The sequence below is a fragment of the Lacibacter sp. genome, from assembly GCF_057361365.1.
Genome location: NZ_JBMQSG010000006.1, coordinates 20,668 through 37,155, shown reverse-complemented (window position 1 = coordinate 37,155; position 16,488 = coordinate 20,668). Strand labels below are relative to the sequence as shown.

Here is a 16,488-nt window from a genome sequence, read left to right as displayed (position 1 = left end):
TGCTTTGTATTATGCTTCTTCCTCTACTTTATCCAGTTCCACTTTCAGATTATCAATGATGAACTCCTGCCGATCGGGGGTGTTCTTGCCCATATAATATTCCAGCACTTGCTGTATATGCGTTTCAGGTAATAACATCACTGGTTGCTTGCGCATTTCGGCCCCAATGAAACGACCAAACTCATCGGGACTAATCTCGCCCAAACCTTTAAAGCGTGTGATCTCTGGCTTACCGCCGAGTTTTCTTACTGCAGCCTGCTTTTCACTTTCATCATAACAATAAATGGTTTCCTGTTTATTGCGCACACGGAATAATGGTGTTTCTAAAATGAACACATGCCCGTTCTTCACCAGGTCAGGGAAGAACTGCAGGAAGAATGTCATCAACAATAAACGGATATGCATACCATCAACATCGGCATCGGTAGCAATTACAATGTTGTTATAACGCAGGTCTTCATAATTGTCTTCAATGTTCAATGCATGTTGCAAAAGATTAAACTCTTCATTTTCATACACCACTTTCTTTGTTAGCCCATAACAGTTGAGTGGCTTACCACGCAAACTGAATACCGCCTGTGTTTCTACATTGCGACTTTTGGTTATACTTCCACTCGCACTATCACCTTCGGTAATGAAGATGGTAGTTTCTTTTTGCTTCTCAACAATCTTATCCTTGTCTTTGCCACTTGCTTCATCATTATAATGAAAGCGACAGTCTCTCAGTTTCTTATTGTGAAGATTGGCTTTCTTGGCCCGTTCGTTTGCCAGCTTTTTAATACCTGCTAATTCCTTTCGCTCTTTTTCATTTTGCTCGATCCGTTTTTTCAACGCATCAGCAACTGATGGGTTTTTATGGAGGTACAGGTCAAGATCACGTGCAAGAAAATCGCCCACGAAATTTTTCATGCTTGGTCCACCTTCATATACTACACTCGAACCGAGTTTTGTCTTCGTCTGACTTTCAAATACTGGCTCCTGCACACGCACACTCACCGCTGCACAAATACTTCCTCGTATATCTGCTGCATCATAATCTTTCTTATAAAAATCACGGATGGTTTTTACATAACCTTCACGGAAAGCTGCAAGATGAGTACCACCCTGTGTAGTAAACTGTCCGTTTACGAATGAATAATATTCTTCGCCGTATTGATTTTCGTGTGTAATGGCAACTTCAATATCCTCGCCTTTTAAATGAATGATGGGATAACGCAATTCATCTTCATTCGTCTTGCGTTGCAGCAGATCAAGCAAACCATTCTTCGAAATATATTTCTTGCCATTGAAATTGATCACCAATCCCGCATTCAAATAACAATAATTCCAGAACTGGTTATCGAGGTATTCGTGTATGTAATGATAATTTTTGAAAACACCGTTATCAGGAACAAAAGAGACTTCAGTACCATTACCTTCTGTTGTTTTTTCTTCCTTATGCTCTTTAATTAAGATACCTTTTTCGAATTCAGCCGTTTTCTGTTTGCCTTCACGAAAAGCCGTTACTTTAAAATACTGGCTCAATGCATTTACTGCTTTGGTACCCACACCATTCAAACCAACTGATTTCTGAAACACTTTGCTATCGTACTTGGCACCTGTGTTGATCTTGCTCACCACATCAACCACTTTACCTAAAGGAATACCCCTGCCATAGTCACGAATGGTTACGGTACCTTTTTCAATGGTTACATCCACAGCTTTACCATAGCCCATCGTGTGTTCATCAATACAGTTGTCCAGCACCTCTTTCAACAACACATAAATGCCATCGTCGGCACTGCTGCCATCGCCCAGTTTACCGATGTACATACCCGGACGGAGACGGATATGCTCCTGCCAGTCGAGGGTTTTAATCGAGCTTTCATCGTAATCGAACAGGTTCTTTTTTTCTTCAGCCATTGATCAGTTTATAGTTTTCAGTTTTAGGTTATTGGCAGTCGCATTTTAAATCAACTGCATTGGCGTCGCACTCTTGTACTTCAGTTCAATGGCGATCAAAGCCCGGCACCGTACTCTGCCCATCTATTTCCATTTCGGAACGGGCAAATATAATGAAACGGGCCTCCCGTCCCATTCCCTTATTTGTTCACAGCCCTGTGAATAATTTTTGGCCTGTAACTGATTATTTCTCAATTTCGCATCACTAATATTGCAAGCATGGACAAAAAGATTTATACCCTCCTAACCATCTATATTGTTTACCTGGTAATTGCATTGTCAATGGTTTTGTCTGTTGGTGCACAAAAAGTGTTGACAGCACTCATCTTCGGTGGCTTGGGTATTTTCGTTTTCTTCGGCGCTTACCTCATCTGGATGCTTAACCGCAAGCACGAAGAATAATTCCTTCACATGGCAAGGGTTGTCGACAGCCTTCCCTCATTTTATCCCAAAGACCGTAAGGTCTGGCGTAGCTGGCTGCAAAAGAATTTCGACAAATCGAAAGGGATCTGGCTTATTTATTACAAAGTTGGAATGAGCAAACCCCGTCTTCCGTACAGTGAAATGGTGGAAGAGGCACTTTGTTTCGGATGGATCGATAGCTTGCCCCGCAAGCTGGATGATGAACGTTCGATGCTGATGTTTACGCCCCGCAAACCAAAAAGTGTCTGGAGCGATGTAAACAAAATGCGGGTCGATCAGCTGATACAAAATGGCCTCATGACCGAAGCAGGTCTTGCAAAGATCAATGCCGCAAAGCTTAATGGAAGTTGGAACACATTGAACGCTTCGAACCATGCAGCTCTCACCAATGAATTACCCAAAGATGTTCTTCTCGCATTCAAAGGGAAAAAAGCCGCTCTCACTAATTACAAGTCATTTAGTCCTTCTATTCGTAAACAATTTATGTATTGGATTGAAAGTGCTAAAACTCCCGAAACAAGGGCCAAACGAATTGCGCAAACCGTACTTATGAGCGAAGCGAATAAAAAACCGGGATTGCAAGGTTTCAAGTTGTGAGTGGGTTCATTGCTTAATTCCGCCCTAATGCTATAAGCTTTATCTTTGCTGAATGAAAACATGCTTATCCTTTATCCTATTCTTCATGGCAATTACTGCCAACGCCCAGCAACAACAAGAAGTTTATAAACTCGACAGCTGCCTGCAATTCGGCGCCAATCCATTTGATGATATTTATGTTCGTGTGCAGCAAACGGCTAAATGGAAAAGTAAAAAGCCAAGCCTTGAATCGCATATTGAAAAATTCTTCGATCAATACACTCAAAAGAAAGCAGGTGGAAAGATCACCATCAGTTTGCTTATTGATAAAGACGGAAAGGTTTGCACTTACGAGGCACGCCCAAATAGTAATGTTCGTCCCGACTATAACCAGCTAAAAGCCTGGATAGACCAATACCCCTGGGAGCCGGCTATCCAAAACGGCCAACCTGTACGTTCGGTCAAGATCCTACAGGTGAACTTTGAGGGCAAAAAAATCTCCATTGTCGAGCTTGACTAATCTCAAGCAGTTGGTTTTCAATCAGCCTTATTAAATTTTTGTAAAAAGCCTTTTCGGTTGACTTTGGCCGGCCCAATTCACCGAAATGATGCTACATTTGTTTCAACACTAACCTGGTACTACAACCCCCGATTCCATCTCCTACTACCCCATTACAATTCGCAGGACAAGTATTATTGAAGTTTTAAAATTTGTGAAGTATGTACACGTATGATTTGTTGGAAGCCGGGTGTAATTATCTCATCCAGGAAAAAGAAGCAGATGCCTTGCAGTTGATCAAAGTACATTTTAAGAGTGATCATGCACTGTGCATCTCCACTTATACGGAAGGCGAAGAGATCGTCTGGAAAAAGAAAGAAGCCTCCATTCATGATATTGTTGAATGCCTCGATGATAAAGCAGTGGCTGCATGGGAAAAGTTATACTACAGCCAGGATGCTTTTTACGAAGAGGATGATGAGGAATAGTTTCAATTGGCAATGGGCAATTTGCAATAGGCAATGAGGAGTGATCTGTTCTTTTCCAATTGTTTATTGTTCATTGCTTATGTTTTTACAGGAGTCTATCTTTTACAAAAGTGATCTCGGTTTTTCCATGAGGCACTGGTCTGCCTTCTCTGTCAACATTTACAAACACGATTTTTTCGATTCTGAGAATGGGCTCACGAGTGAGCTTGTTCCTTACTTCGCAACGCATGGTTAAGGATGTATTGCCAAAGTGAATGGCAAGAATGCCGATCTCGATGATATCACCTTGTTTCGGTGCTGAAATAAAATTGATCTCGGAAATAAACTTGGTGACCACGTGTGGGTTTTCAAGTTGCACCACGGCATAAAGTGCTGCTTCCTCATCGATCCATTGCAGCAGCCTTCCTCCAAATAACGTGCTGTTAGGGTTCAGGTCTTCGGGCTTCACCCACTTGCGGGTATGAAAATTCATGTTGTTATCGGCCATGGTATTTATTATTGATCGTTCTAAAATTACAGCGCTGCTTCCACATCTTTTGTTTTTTCCGTTCAGCAAAAAATGCTTTTAATCGTGGTACCTATTTTGTAACTTCTCTATCTAAATCTCCGGTTATGAAAAGAGCATTTATCATTACGTTGTTGCTGGCATTTATTGCATTTGTTGCTATTGCCAACATCAACAGAAGAACTGGAACAAAATCAGAAAAACAAACCGAGCAAAAAACAGAAAAGAAAAAAGAATGTAAACACTCCTGTTTGTTTTCCTGAACAATATAATCCCGCTTCCCAGAGGCGGGATTATTGTATCTGGCAACTTTTTTATTCGCTGATTGAGGAAAAGAGTAAACAATCATCGGGAATATTTGTAATATTTACGGTGTTAACAAAAAAACACTACCATGCAACAACTAAAGCAACCATTGAAAGCCTTAATCTTTATTCTGAGTTTCTTTATTTTTTCCTGTAACAATGAAACAGAAAAAGCAAGTGTTGAAACAGATACTCTTACTGTCCTCCCTCCCTCAACTGATGACCCTACCCATTTTTGTTACGAGTATATTGCCAACCAGGATACTGTTCAGCTTGAACTTGTTGTTGGCCCTGATGATATGATAAGTGGCGATTTGCTTTACCAGCTTTCCGGTAAAGACCGCAACAAGGGAACATTGAAAGGTGTAATGGACATGGACACTATTCTCGCTGATTATACATTTATGTCGGAAGGTGTTAAATCTGTTCGGGAAATTACTTTTCTCCGGAAAGATAGTTCGCTTACGGAAGGTTATGCTGCAATGGAAGAAGCAGATGGCAAATTACAATTCAAAGCAGGTGTGGTTCCCGATTACAAAGGCATGAAGTTAATCCTAACAAAATGTAAAAACTAAGCGGTACGCTCCTTTCCATTATGTAATGGAATCTACTTCATCATCAGGAACAAAACTTATGGTATGAAACAGATATTCTTTACACTCTCAATTTCTATGTTTTTGTTACAGGCATTTTCCTGCAAGAGCAGTAAGCCCGCAGCTGGTTCGCCAACAACAACAGATTCAACTGCTGTTGCTGATAAAGGACAAGCAGTAACAGGAGGCAGCGAATTGCTTTATATGTATCGCTGGTATCTTTCAGAAGTAAATGGAAAACCTGTGCGCCCAGAAAATGGAAGGACTGCTCATTTATCATTTTCACCCGGTCAAGTGAACACCGTGACTGGCTTCACCGGTTGTAATCGTTTATCAGGCACATACACGATCAATGGAAATTTCGAGATTAAATTTTCTCCATTGGCTGTAACAAAAATGGCTTGTTTGAATGATGATAAAACGGAAAGTCTTTTTTTGCCGGCTATTTCTCAAACCAACAGGTGGAAAATAGAAAATAATGTGCTTACATTTTTCAATGGTCAAACTGCAGTAGCAAAGTTTACCGCAGTGGAAGCAACCAGCAGCAAACTCGAAGGCAATTGGGAGCTGAATTATATTTCAGGAATCCGTATTGCATTTGATGGTTTGTACGCTGAAAAGAAACCTTTTATTCGTTTTGAACTGGGTCAATCAATGATCGGCGGTAACACCAGCTGCAATGGATTCAGCAGCAAATACACAATGAATGGTAATGCAATCAAGTTTGCCCCACCACTTGCAACAATGATGGCTTGCCCCGGCAATGGAGAAAAAACATTTACCGACATGTTGCAGAAGGTAAACAAGTATGCATTGAGCGATGATAACACGCTCAACTTCCTGATAGATGATGTGGCTGTGATGCGTTTTGTGAGGAAATAAGCAATTCACTAAACCAACAAATATGAACCTGAAAAAACTAACCGCCTCCTTTGCTGTATGCCTGGTTTTGTTTACGCAAAACTTATCGGCGCAATCAAACGAAAAGAAACTGGTGATACATTCAATTGCCGGATTTAATTCACCCCAGCTAAATGAGTTTAACAAAATTCTTGCTGCCGAAGGATTGCCTCAGTTCCGTGATTTTTATTTTACTCGTGGTGGCGGCTTTTACACAATTTTCCCAAAAGCAAGGCTCGCCTCTCTTTTCAATTTTGCAACTTTTAGCGGCAACAAAAAGACTGGTGATGAAAGTAACTGGTTGCGTTCAACACAAGTTGGTACTTCACTTGGTTTTGTTGCAACACGTAGTGAAAAGACACAGATCATCCCCTATGCAGGCGTTGTGTATTCTTTCTTTGGTGCACGTGTTTCCGGCGATGATGTTGACAACGTTTCAGTGTCGGATTATTTTGGAGGCGACGCTAATCAATTTCATGTTTCATCAAATCAATTTATGGGGCATGTTGGATTACATATCAGCAAAGTTGGTATTGGTGATCAGCGATTGCTGCAAAAATTTGTTATTGGACTTCGTGCAGGTTATTACATACCGCTTGGCGACAGTAAATGGAAATCTAACAACAATAAGTTAACCGGCGGCCCCAATATTAATCCCGGTGGTTTCTATGCAACATTCTTATTAGGCTTGCAACAATAAACTGCATCATCAATATCGCACTACAATCAAAACTACTTATGGTAAAACATTTTTTTTTGTTTGCTGTATGCATCTCAGTCATGCTAACAGCTAACGCTCAATTAAAACCAGGCTTTGATAAAGCCGAATATATTGAACTAATGAAATTGTCGGCCCGCACTTCTGCGGTTGAAGAGTATTACAAAAAAATAGCGGAGCCACAACGATTTAAAATGATCTATCAATCTGCTGTTATTGGCCTGGATAATTTATGGGATCTGTGGAATGATGGTAAAGGGACAGCTGTATTGAGTATACGTGGTACTACCACCAATGCCACAAGCTGGTTAGCTAATTTTTATGCTGCAATGGTTCCTGCAAAAGGACAGCTGCAGTTATCGGCTAGTGATGTGTTTGATTATGAACTTTCATCAAATCCAAAAGCTGCAGTGCATGTAGGTTGGTTGGTGAGCACAGCTTTTATTACAAGAGATATGATGCCGAAAATTGATTCAACATATAAAAGTGGAACAAAGAACATGATCATTGTTGGCCATAGCCAGGGCGGTGGCATTGCTTATCTTGTTACAGCTTATTTGTACAATCTTCAAAAAACCGGAAAACTTCCTGCTGACATACGTTTTAAAACTTATTGCAGTGCAGGACCAAAACCTGGCAACCTTTATTTTGCTTATGAGTATGAAGCAATGACTCAAAACGGTTGGGCTTACAATGTTGTAAATGCTGCCGATTGGGTTCCGGAAGTTCCTATTTCTATTCAAACTCTAACAGACTTCAATTCTTCCAATCCATTTATACATGCAGAAGGGATTATTAAGAAACAGAAATTCCCGACCAGTCTCGCTTTGAAATATATGTACAACCAATTGAGCAAGCCACCCAGCAAGGCACAAAAAAGATATCAGAAATATCTTGGTTCAATGACGTCGAGAACGGTTCAAAAAACATTGCAAGGCTTTGTTTCGCCGAATTATTATTCCAGTAGTCATTATGTACGCACAGGAAATATGATCGTATTGCTGCCCGATGATGAATATTTCAAATTATATCCCGACAGTCAGTCGCCGGATAATTTGTTTCCACATCATTTGCATCCGCAGTACATGTACCTGGCAGAAAAATTAAAGTGATCACTTTTTTATGCTCTTCAGCACATCCACTGTTTTACGTTTAACAGTGGATGTTTTATTGAAGTTATAACTGAGTGTTACACGATAGTTTCTTGTTTGTGTGCGATTATAACTTTCTAAATTAAAATTGGGTCCATAAGTAAACACTCTGTTCTGTTGTTGAATGAACGGATCAGTTGTATTCACACTAATGATCACTTTCTTTTTAAAGAGTTTGTATTGCACACCCATGTTCATTGATACATTACTGCGTACAGTTCCCTGCGGGTTTGCAAAACGGTTAAATGAAAATGCCCCGGTAAATGTCCACAGATCTGTTGGGTTGTAATTGGTGCTGAAGTTTGATGTAAATGATCCTCCATCACGAAATTTGCGCACTTCTTTATCAAATGTGCCGTATTGATTGTACGTGTAACTCGCACTGAAATTACTTCTCAACTTACGGCTTATCGTAAGGCCAGCCCATGTACTTGCTTCATACTCCTGCCTGTTGCTCACATTATCCCAGGTGATGGTTGTTTTGCCATCAGTTTGCAAAGTGCGTATCTGGCTGAAAACATCTTCCACCAAATTATATCCTACACTGATGTTGGCGAAGTATTTACTTTTCGTTTTACCTGCTACAAGATCGAATGTATGCGATTGTGAAGGCAACAGATCAGGATTGCCATAACGCAAATTGTAAGGATCACCATAATCAATGGCCGGGTTTAATTCACCAATGCCCGGCCTGCGCATGGTACGACGATAAGAAAATGTAAGATTGGTTCCATCTTTCCAACTGCGGTTAAGATTGGCGAATGGAAGAACATTGAAGTAACGGTTATACTCTGTTTTATTATCTCTGAATAATTCAAAAAGGAAGTTTGTTTGTTCAAATGCAGAACCTGCAGTAAAAGAAAAGCCCGGCAGAAAAATATGCTTAATGGAAACACGTGTGCTAATAACATCCTGGTGAAACTTAAAGTTGTTACTCAACAGATCAGCTTTCTGGAAAATGTTCTCCGGCTTTTTCATGAACTCAGTTGTGAGTACAACATGGCTATTATTCCGATAATACGCTGCGCCAGTTGATAAACTCGTTTTCTTATTGCTGAATGGACGGTTATAAACAATGTTCACACTATAACCATTCGACCTGTTGTTATTTGTTTGGCGTTGCGTACTGTCAACGCCTGAGGGTGTATTATCAGCATTTAAAAACTCCTGGAAAAAATTACGTACGCTTTCACTTATGCCGAGGTTCAATGCATAGATCATACGTACACTTTCACCGGGCCGTTTTGTTTTGTGTAAATAAGTTAAGTTGATGGATGGATTATAACTCGTTCCTTCCGATGCAACTGTTCGCTCACTTAGTCTTGCTATTTCATCAAAGCGATTGATGTTGGTATAGCGATTGAACCCGGTATTGTTTGTATTGCCCTGGTTATACTGCGCTACGAAATTGAAACTGTTTCGTTTGTCCATTTCATAATCAACATTCAGCCGCAGATTGGGGCGAATACTTTTATTGAATGAACTGTTGATGATGTTGAGCTGGTTGCTTGAATCTTTATAAATATTGGTTCGGTTGCTATAACCATCCGATTGAAATTCGTTGTACGCTACTCCTGCATTCAAATTGACAGCAAAGCCTTGCTTACGATAATTAAAGTTCGTGCTTATACCGGTTTGCCCTCTTGATCCTGCATACAGATTTACTCTTGCACCAAAACCAACTCTCCCCTTTTTTGTAACAATGTTGATCACCCCACCTTGCTCATTTGCATATTGTGGTGGCGGATTAGTAAGCACTTCTATTTTTTCGATCATACTGCCGGGCATACTCTCAAGTAAGTCCTGTAATTGTTGAGCATTCAACTCAACCGGCTTGTCATCGATCAATATTTTAGGCTCTTTACCACGCACTGCAATTTTTCCATCGGCATCAGTGGTCACCAGCGGTGTTTGTTTCAGCAGTTCAGTTGCATTGCTTCCATTACTCAATGCACTTTCGCCAACATTGAACGTGATGTTGCCATCTTTCGATTCGATCAAAGGTTTTTCTACGAATATGATCACTTCGGCCAGTTCTACGGATTGATTGCTGAGTGGTATATCATTCAAATTAAAATCGGCCCTGTCGTTACGCAAATGAATGCTGTCGATATTTAGCGGCCGGTAACCTACTGCACTTATTCGCACCCGGTAATAACCAAAAGGAAGATTGGTTAATGCAAAACCGCCATTTTTATCGGTCAAAAAGAAAGACTGTTTCGTGGTGTCTGCCATGAAAATTGCAGCAACAGTAGCACCCATCACCGTTTTTTGATTACTGGTGTCAATGACGGTTCCAATGATCACCCCATCTTTCTTTGCTTGCTGTGCCGAAACATGAATGAAACTAAAAACGCTGAGAATCAATAAAGGAAGGATAAGCCGGGGTTGCAAAGAATTCAATTTTAAGGTCAAATGTACTTTCAAAGATTAGACGGCAAGCTTCAATTTCCACCAGCGGTGCTGCTTGCTGTCAATCTGTCACAAAATAGATTTGTTTCACTAACTTTGCCTGCTCAATTTGCGAAAGACTATGATGGATTTGATGACTGATACCAAAGTTCACGACGAAAGCAGGCAAGGTGAAGCCTATGCTCCTTTTGCGAACGATCCCAACCAATACAAGAAGAAATTTTATATCGAAAGCTATGGCTGCCAGATGAATTTCAGCGATAGCGAAATTGTAGCCAGCATTCTCAATGGTGCTGGTTATGGTGCCACCCGTGATACCGAAGAGGCCGACCTGGTGTTGCTGAATACCTGCTCAATCAGGGAAAAAGCGGAACAAACAATACGTAAGCGTTTAACTGAATTCCGCAAAGCGAAGAAACGCAGACCCGGTTTATTGGTGGGTGTGTTGGGTTGTATGGCCGAACGTTTAAAAGCCAATTTACTGGAAGAAGAAAAGCTGGTTGATATGGTGGTTGGCCCTGATGCTTACCGCACACTGCCCGGTTTAATTGAAGAAGCGGAAGGTGGACAAAAAGCAGTGAACGTTCTTCTTAGTCGTGATGAAACCTATGCTGATATTTCACCAGTTCGTTTGGAAAGTAATGGCGTGAGCGCATTTATTTCCATTATGCGTGGTTGTAATAATATGTGCAGTTTCTGCGTGGTGCCTTTCACAAGAGGAAGAGAACGTAGCCGTGATGCTCAATCGATCGTTGCAGAAGCAAAGGATTTGTTTGATCGTGGTTTCAGAGAAGTAACATTACTCGGCCAGAATGTGGACAGCTATTATTTTGTTGATGAAAAAAGTAATGAGACGGTTTCATTCGCCATGCTTATGGAAAAAGTAGCATTGGTATCTCCCCTTTTACGTGTGCGTTTCTCCACATCACATCCAAAAGATATTACCGATGAGGTGTTGTATACCATGGCGAAGTATGAGAACATCTGCAACTATATTCATCTTCCTGTGCAAAGTGGTAACACCCGCATCTTACAGTTGATGAACAGAACATACACCCGTGAATGGTATATGAAAAAGGTTGACCGTATCAGGGAAATTCTTCCTGATTGCGGTATCAGTTCTGATATCATTACCGGTTTTTGTTCTGAAACGGAAGAAGAACACCAGGATACATTAAGCATCATGGAATACAGCCAGTACGATTACGGCTATATGTTCTTTTACAGTGAGCGTCCGGGTACATTAGCTGCACGCCGCTACAAAGATGATGTGCCGGAAGAAGTGAAGAAAAGACGTTTGCAGGAAATCGTAGATAAACAATATTATTTATCACTTGACAGCAATAAAAGAGATGTGGGTAAAACATACCAGGTGTTGATCGAAGGTGAAAGTAAAAAAGATGAGAACAGCTGGATGGGTCGTAATTCACAAAACAAAGTGATCGTATTCCCGAAAGAAAACTACCAGTTACAGAAAGGCGATTATATAATGGTAAAGGTGAATGATTGTACAAAAGGCACCTTGCTTGGCACAATTGCAAATCAATAACAATGGATCTACAAAGTATAAAAAACAGGTTTGGCATTATTGGCAACTCTCCTGCTCTCAATCATGCATTGAATGTAGCAGTACAGGTGTCTGGTACGGATTTAACAGTGTTGATCAATGGTGAAAGTGGTGTTGGTAAAGAGGTGTTTTCACAGATCATTCATTCTCTGTCGGCACGCAAACACAATCCGTTCATTGCGGTGAACTGTGGAGCAATTCCTGAAGGCACCATTGATTCGGAATTGTTCGGTCATGAAAAAGGATCGTTCACGGGTGCTGTTGATGCACGTAAAGGTTATTTTGAAACAGTAAACGGCGGAACAATTTTCTTGGATGAAATTGGTGAAATGCCATTGGGTACACAGGCACGTTTGCTTCGTGTGTTGGAAACAGGTGAATTTATTCGTGTAGGTTCATCAAAAGTGCAAAAGACGGATGTGCGTGTAATTGCAGCTACGAATAAAGAATTATTTGAATTCACACAAACAAATAAATTCAGGGAAGATCTGTATTACCGTTTAAATACAGTTCCTATTCGTGTGCCTTCTTTACGTGACCGTAAAGAAGATATACCTCTCTTATTCCGTAAATTCTCAGTTGATTTTGCTGAGCGTTATAAAACAACACCTGTGCAGTTGGAAGATGATGCAAAAAATCTGTTAATCAGTTATCCCTTTCCCGGTAATGTGCGGGAATTGAAGAATATTGCAGAACAGATATCAGTTCTTTCAACCAATAAAATTGTAACCGGAAAAGACCTTGCTCCTTTTTTACCTGAACGGAGTTTTAACCGTTTACCGGTATTAGCACATCAGCCGGCTGCTGCAGGCAGTGGTACTGAGTTTGCCAATGAGCGTGAAATTCTGTACAAGCTCTTTTTTGATATGAAGCGTGATGTAACCGAGCTGAAGAAAATGTTTTTAGAAGTATTGCAACATGGCGGAGGTTCGGTGCAAATGCCGGGCAACTTCTTTAATGATGCCATGCTAAATGAACATAAAACATTGGAGGCAACACAGCCTGTGTTGAATACAGTGCAACCAAATCAACCGATGATCATTGGAAACAATGGTGATATTCATGATCATGTTGAAGTGGAAGAAAGTCTCAACATCATGGACAAAGAAAAAGAACTGATCATTAAAGCACTGAAGAAACATAAGAGCAAACGCAGAGATGCAGCACTTGATCTCGGCATCAGCGAACGTACATTATATAGAAAACTGAAGGAGTATGATATTGAAGAACTTTGATAAGAAGCCGGTAGTGGTTAGTAGTAAGTTGGTAGTGAAAAGCTTTTGGCTATTGACTATTGGCTATTGGCTATTGACTCTCTCCGCATGTTATTCCTTCAAAGATGTTTCTATTCCTGCCGAAGTAAAAACGGTTAAGGTGAATTACATTGAGAACCGTGCAAGAATTGTAAACCCGCAGTTGAGTCAGCGTTTAACAGATAAGCTTCGTCAGAAGATAGTGAATCAAACACGTTTATCGCAAACAAACAGCGATGATGCGCATTATGATATCAGCGGACAGATCACCGATTACTATGTCACAACTTCCGGTATATCTAATCAGCAGGCTGCAACAAACCGTTTGAATGTAACTGTTCATCTTATTTTTAAAAACAGGTTAGATTCAAAGAAAGATTTTGAAGCTGATCTTACACGCAACTTCGATTTCTCTGCATCAAAATCACTTTCTGTAGCTGAAGCTGAACTCACTGACCTGATTGTACAGAATATGACCGACGAAATTTTTAACCGCATTTTCTCCAACTGGTAACTTTTTCTATTACCTTGCCCCAATGATAAATGCAGATGTTTTGAATCGATTGCTGCAGCAACCTTCATTGCTGCAAGAAACAACTGTTGCCGATCTGGAAATGATGGCTTATCAATACCCATGGTTTGGAACTGCACATCTGCTGCTCGCCGCAAAGCAAAAACAAACAGGAGCTGTAACTGCCGATATGCAGCTGCAGAAAGCAATGATCTATTTCAATGAACCTTTATGGGCAACTGTACAGTTGAACAAATTCGGTGATGTTGAATCAAAAAATGTTGAAACAGTTCTGCCCACACAAACATTTGCCGAAATGGATGAAAGCGATGCGTCACTTGATGCAGAAGCAACTGTTGAAGTTGAAGATATTCGTGATGTGCAGGAGGCTAATATTCTTACCGATACTGAACTTGATGCTGAATATGTTTTACAGGCCGAAGCGGATAAAGAAGCGGATCAGTTGTTGAAAGATGCAGAACTGGAATCGCAGGCGGAGGCTATGATCGAGGCAGATGCCCAACGTGAAGTAGCAGATTTCATGACCAATGCCGATGCCGAGCTTGCAGCCGAAGCAACCATTGGTTCAGATTTTGCAAAAGAGGAATTAATGAATGCAGAAAAACCAGTGCAGGCGGAAGTGAAGCCGGTAGCGGTTGAAGAGAAGCCGGTTTTTACGTTTGAGCCGTTCCATACAGTCGATTATTTCGCTTCCCAGGGTATCAAGCTCCGTGAAGAAAAGCTTGGTAACGATCAACTAGGTCAGCAGGTCAAAAGCTTTACCCAATGGCTTCGTTCCATGAAAAAGATATACGTGGAAGAACAGAAAGAATTAGGCGCTATCGAAGAAAAAGAAGTGCAATCCATAGCGATAGAAAGCAACCAGCAAACCGAGGTGGTTACTGAAACCATGGCCGAAGTGCTGGTAAAACAGGGAAAAAAAGCACAAGCCCTTGATTTGTACCGCAAATTAAGTTTGCTGCATCCCGAAAAAAGCGTTTATTTTGCCTCCCGAATTGATGAATTAAAACAATAAACAATGATTTGGTTATTTATCATACTGGTAGTTTTGGCCAGTGCTTTATTAGGATTTGTAGTGTTGGTTCAAAACCCGAAAGGTGGTGGTTTAAGCGGCTCTGTTGCAGGTTTCAGCAATCAGTTCATGGGCGTTAAACAAACAACAGATGTATTGGAAAAAGGTACCTGGTTGTTTGCAGCCATCATTGGTATTCTTTGCCTGGTTTCATCTTTGTTTATTTCAGATACTGCCGGCTCTAACGGATCGGGTAATCTTGAAAAAGCAACCAACCAGCCGGTACAAACTGCTCCTGCGCAAAATACGCCGCAGCAAGTACCAGCTCCAGCTCCTGCAAAGTAATCAGCTAAAAATATTTTCTCAAACCCCGGCCATGCGTCGGGGTTTTTGTTTTATTTTGAAATCAACAGTTGCACAATCATCGGCTGCATTGGCGTCGCATGCCGAAGTTTACATTCGGCATCGAGACCAAAAGCGTCTCGTCACTTCAACAACAGAATAAAGTCGAGCCCGGTTGTATTGGCACAATAATTTCACTAATACCAATTCTTTCGAATAAACCATCCTCTCTCAAATGAAAAAAATCCTCGGTTACAGTTTTCTTATTCTTTGTCTTTTTGCATTATTTTTTGCCTGGAGATTCTTTGGCAGCGCCACCACGTTTAAAGAATCGAAAAAATATCTCTATATCTATACTGGCAATGCCAATCAAAAAGCAGTAATGCAATCTTTAAACGATTCAGGCTTTTTAAAGAATCCTGGTTTGTTTGAAATGGTGGCTCGTCGTTTAAATGTTTGGGAACGGCTTCGCCCTGGTAAATATGAAATTGAAAAAGGCAGCAGCTTGTTTACGCTTGCACGTAAGCTGCGCAATGGGTCACAAACGCCGGTGAATCTTGTGATCACTAAGTTGCGTACCCGTTACGACCTCGCCGCTCTCATCGGTCGTAAATTCGAAACAGATTCAGCAATGATGATGAGTTACCTCATCAATAACGATTCGTTGAGAAAATATAACCTGGATACAAATACCGTTATGACGGCCGTCTTTCCAAATACTTATTCACTTCTTTGGAACTCGGGTCCGCAGCGCATTTTTCGAAAGCTGGATGAGCAACGCACGAAATTCTGGACAGCCGAACGAAAACAAAAAGCAACTGCATTAGGTTTAGCTCCTGCGCAGGTACATGCGTTAGCTTCTATTGTTGAAGAAGAAACATTGCGTAACGATGAAAAGCCAACTATTGCCAGCGTTTATCTTAACCGTTTAAACAAGGGAATGAATCTTGGTGCTGATCCCACAGTGAAGTTTGCTGTTGGTGATTTTACAATCAAAAGGGTATTGTTTGGTCATATCAATTCAACGGCTTCATCGCCTTACAATACCTACCGGAACAAAGGTTTACCCCCCGGTCCTATTTGTACGCCATCCGAAAAAACCATTGATGCAGTATTGAATGCAGCTAAAACCGATTACCTTTTCTTTTGTGCAAAACCTAACGGTAACGGCTATCACGCATTTGCATCAAATGAAACCGATCATTTCAAAAATGCCAAAGTGTATCAGCAATGGCTCGATAGTTTAAACATCCGGTAAACAATAAATAAAG

General features: G+C 40.8%; 18 protein-coding genes. 15 read left to right on the top strand and 3 right to left on the bottom strand.

The genetic code is table 11. The annotated features are described in order from the left end of the window. Positions 1–9: 9 nt before the first annotated feature. A complete protein-coding gene (locus ACO1QW_RS03520) occupies positions 10–1,902 on the bottom strand; it encodes a DNA topoisomerase IV subunit B (protein ID WP_486255739.1) in 1,893 nt (630 codons plus the stop codon). Positions 1,903–2,160: 258 nt separating this feature from the next. Between ACO1QW_RS03520 and ACO1QW_RS03515 the strand changes: the two genes are divergently transcribed. The 4 genes from ACO1QW_RS03515 to ACO1QW_RS03500 all read left to right on the top strand — a co-directional run bounded on the left by ACO1QW_RS03515 (position 2,161) and on the right by ACO1QW_RS03500 (position 3,927). Beyond that, positions 2,161–2,343, top strand: coding sequence for a hypothetical protein (locus tag ACO1QW_RS03515; RefSeq protein WP_486255737.1), 183 nt, complete (start codon positions 2,161–2,163; stop codon positions 2,341–2,343). A 9-nt stretch (positions 2,344–2,352) separates the two neighbouring features. Next, positions 2,353–2,961, top strand: coding sequence for a YdeI/OmpD-associated family protein (locus ACO1QW_RS03510; RefSeq protein ID WP_486255735.1), 609 nt, complete (start codon positions 2,353–2,355; stop codon positions 2,959–2,961). 85 nt (positions 2,962–3,046) lie between these two features. After that, a complete protein-coding gene (locus tag ACO1QW_RS03505; RefSeq protein ID WP_486255733.1) occupies positions 3,047–3,460 on the top strand; it encodes an energy transducer TonB in 414 nt (137 codons plus the stop codon). Positions 3,461–3,660: 200 nt separating this feature from the next. Further along, on the top strand, positions 3,661–3,927 hold the full coding sequence (locus ACO1QW_RS03500; protein WP_486255731.1) for a hypothetical protein: 267 nt from the start codon (positions 3,661–3,663) through the stop codon (positions 3,925–3,927). Positions 3,928–4,012: 85 nt separating this feature from the next. On the opposite strand, the gene ACO1QW_RS03495 is transcribed toward ACO1QW_RS03500, so the two are convergent. Continuing rightward, entirely contained in the window at positions 4,013–4,414 is a 402-nt protein-coding gene (locus tag ACO1QW_RS03495) for an acyl-CoA thioesterase (protein ID WP_486255730.1), read from the bottom strand. A gap of 125 nt (positions 4,415–4,539) precedes the next feature. Between ACO1QW_RS03495 and ACO1QW_RS03490 the strand changes: the two genes are divergently transcribed. From ACO1QW_RS03490 to ACO1QW_RS03470, 5 genes are all read left to right on the top strand, one after another. After that, a complete protein-coding gene (locus ACO1QW_RS03490) occupies positions 4,540–4,695 on the top strand; it encodes a hypothetical protein (RefSeq protein WP_486255728.1) in 156 nt (51 codons plus the stop codon). Between the two features lie 131 nt (positions 4,696–4,826). Next, on the top strand, positions 4,827–5,312 hold the full coding sequence (locus ACO1QW_RS03485; RefSeq protein ID WP_486255726.1) for a hypothetical protein: 486 nt from the start codon (positions 4,827–4,829) through the stop codon (positions 5,310–5,312). A 63-nt stretch (positions 5,313–5,375) separates the two neighbouring features. Beyond that, the gene (locus tag ACO1QW_RS03480; protein ID WP_486255725.1) at positions 5,376–6,212 is read left to right on the top strand and encodes an META domain-containing protein; all 837 of its coding nucleotides are present in this window, start codon (positions 5,376–5,378) and stop codon (positions 6,210–6,212) included. 22 nt (positions 6,213–6,234) lie between these two features. Next, positions 6,235–6,930: a hypothetical protein gene (locus ACO1QW_RS03475; protein ID WP_486255723.1), complete on the top strand. Its 696-nt coding sequence runs from the start codon at positions 6,235–6,237 to the stop codon at positions 6,928–6,930. 80 nt (positions 6,931–7,010) lie between these two features. Further along, positions 7,011–8,060, top strand: coding sequence for a lipase family protein (locus ACO1QW_RS03470; protein ID WP_486255721.1), 1,050 nt, complete (start codon positions 7,011–7,013; stop codon positions 8,058–8,060). On the opposite strand, the gene ACO1QW_RS03465 is transcribed toward ACO1QW_RS03470, so the two are convergent. After that, positions 8,061–10,493: an outer membrane beta-barrel protein gene (locus ACO1QW_RS03465; protein WP_486255719.1), complete on the bottom strand. Its 2,433-nt coding sequence runs from the start codon at positions 10,491–10,493 to the stop codon at positions 8,061–8,063. 139 nt (positions 10,494–10,632) lie between these two features. Here ACO1QW_RS03465 and miaB point away from each other — a divergent pair, with 139 nt between their 5' ends. The 6 genes from miaB to mltG all read left to right on the top strand — a co-directional run bounded on the left by miaB (position 10,633) and on the right by mltG (position 16,475). Further along, positions 10,633–12,060 (top strand): tRNA (N6-isopentenyl adenosine(37)-C2)-methylthiotransferase MiaB, encoded by a 1,428-nt coding sequence (gene miaB, locus ACO1QW_RS03460; RefSeq protein ID WP_486255717.1) that lies wholly within the window; start codon positions 10,633–10,635, stop codon positions 12,058–12,060. Between the two features lie 2 nt (positions 12,061–12,062). After that, the gene (locus ACO1QW_RS03455; protein ID WP_486255715.1) at positions 12,063–13,313 is read left to right on the top strand and encodes a sigma-54 interaction domain-containing protein; all 1,251 of its coding nucleotides are present in this window, start codon (positions 12,063–12,065) and stop codon (positions 13,311–13,313) included. Then, positions 13,294–13,845: an LptE family protein gene (locus ACO1QW_RS03450; protein ID WP_486255713.1), complete on the top strand. Its 552-nt coding sequence runs from the start codon at positions 13,294–13,296 to the stop codon at positions 13,843–13,845. The genes ACO1QW_RS03455 and ACO1QW_RS03450 overlap by 20 nt, the downstream gene beginning before the upstream one ends. Before the next feature lie 22 nt (positions 13,846–13,867). Continuing rightward, a complete protein-coding gene (locus ACO1QW_RS03445; protein WP_486255711.1) occupies positions 13,868–14,878 on the top strand; it encodes a hypothetical protein in 1,011 nt (336 codons plus the stop codon). A 3-nt stretch (positions 14,879–14,881) separates the two neighbouring features. Continuing rightward, positions 14,882–15,220, top strand: coding sequence for a preprotein translocase subunit SecG (gene secG, locus ACO1QW_RS03440; protein WP_486255709.1), 339 nt, complete (start codon positions 14,882–14,884; stop codon positions 15,218–15,220). Between the two features lie 232 nt (positions 15,221–15,452). Continuing rightward, complete coding sequence (gene mltG / locus ACO1QW_RS03435) at positions 15,453–16,475, top strand: endolytic transglycosylase MltG (RefSeq protein WP_486255707.1); 1,023 nt, start codon at positions 15,453–15,455, stop codon at positions 16,473–16,475. Positions 16,476–16,488: the final 13 nt, after the last annotated feature.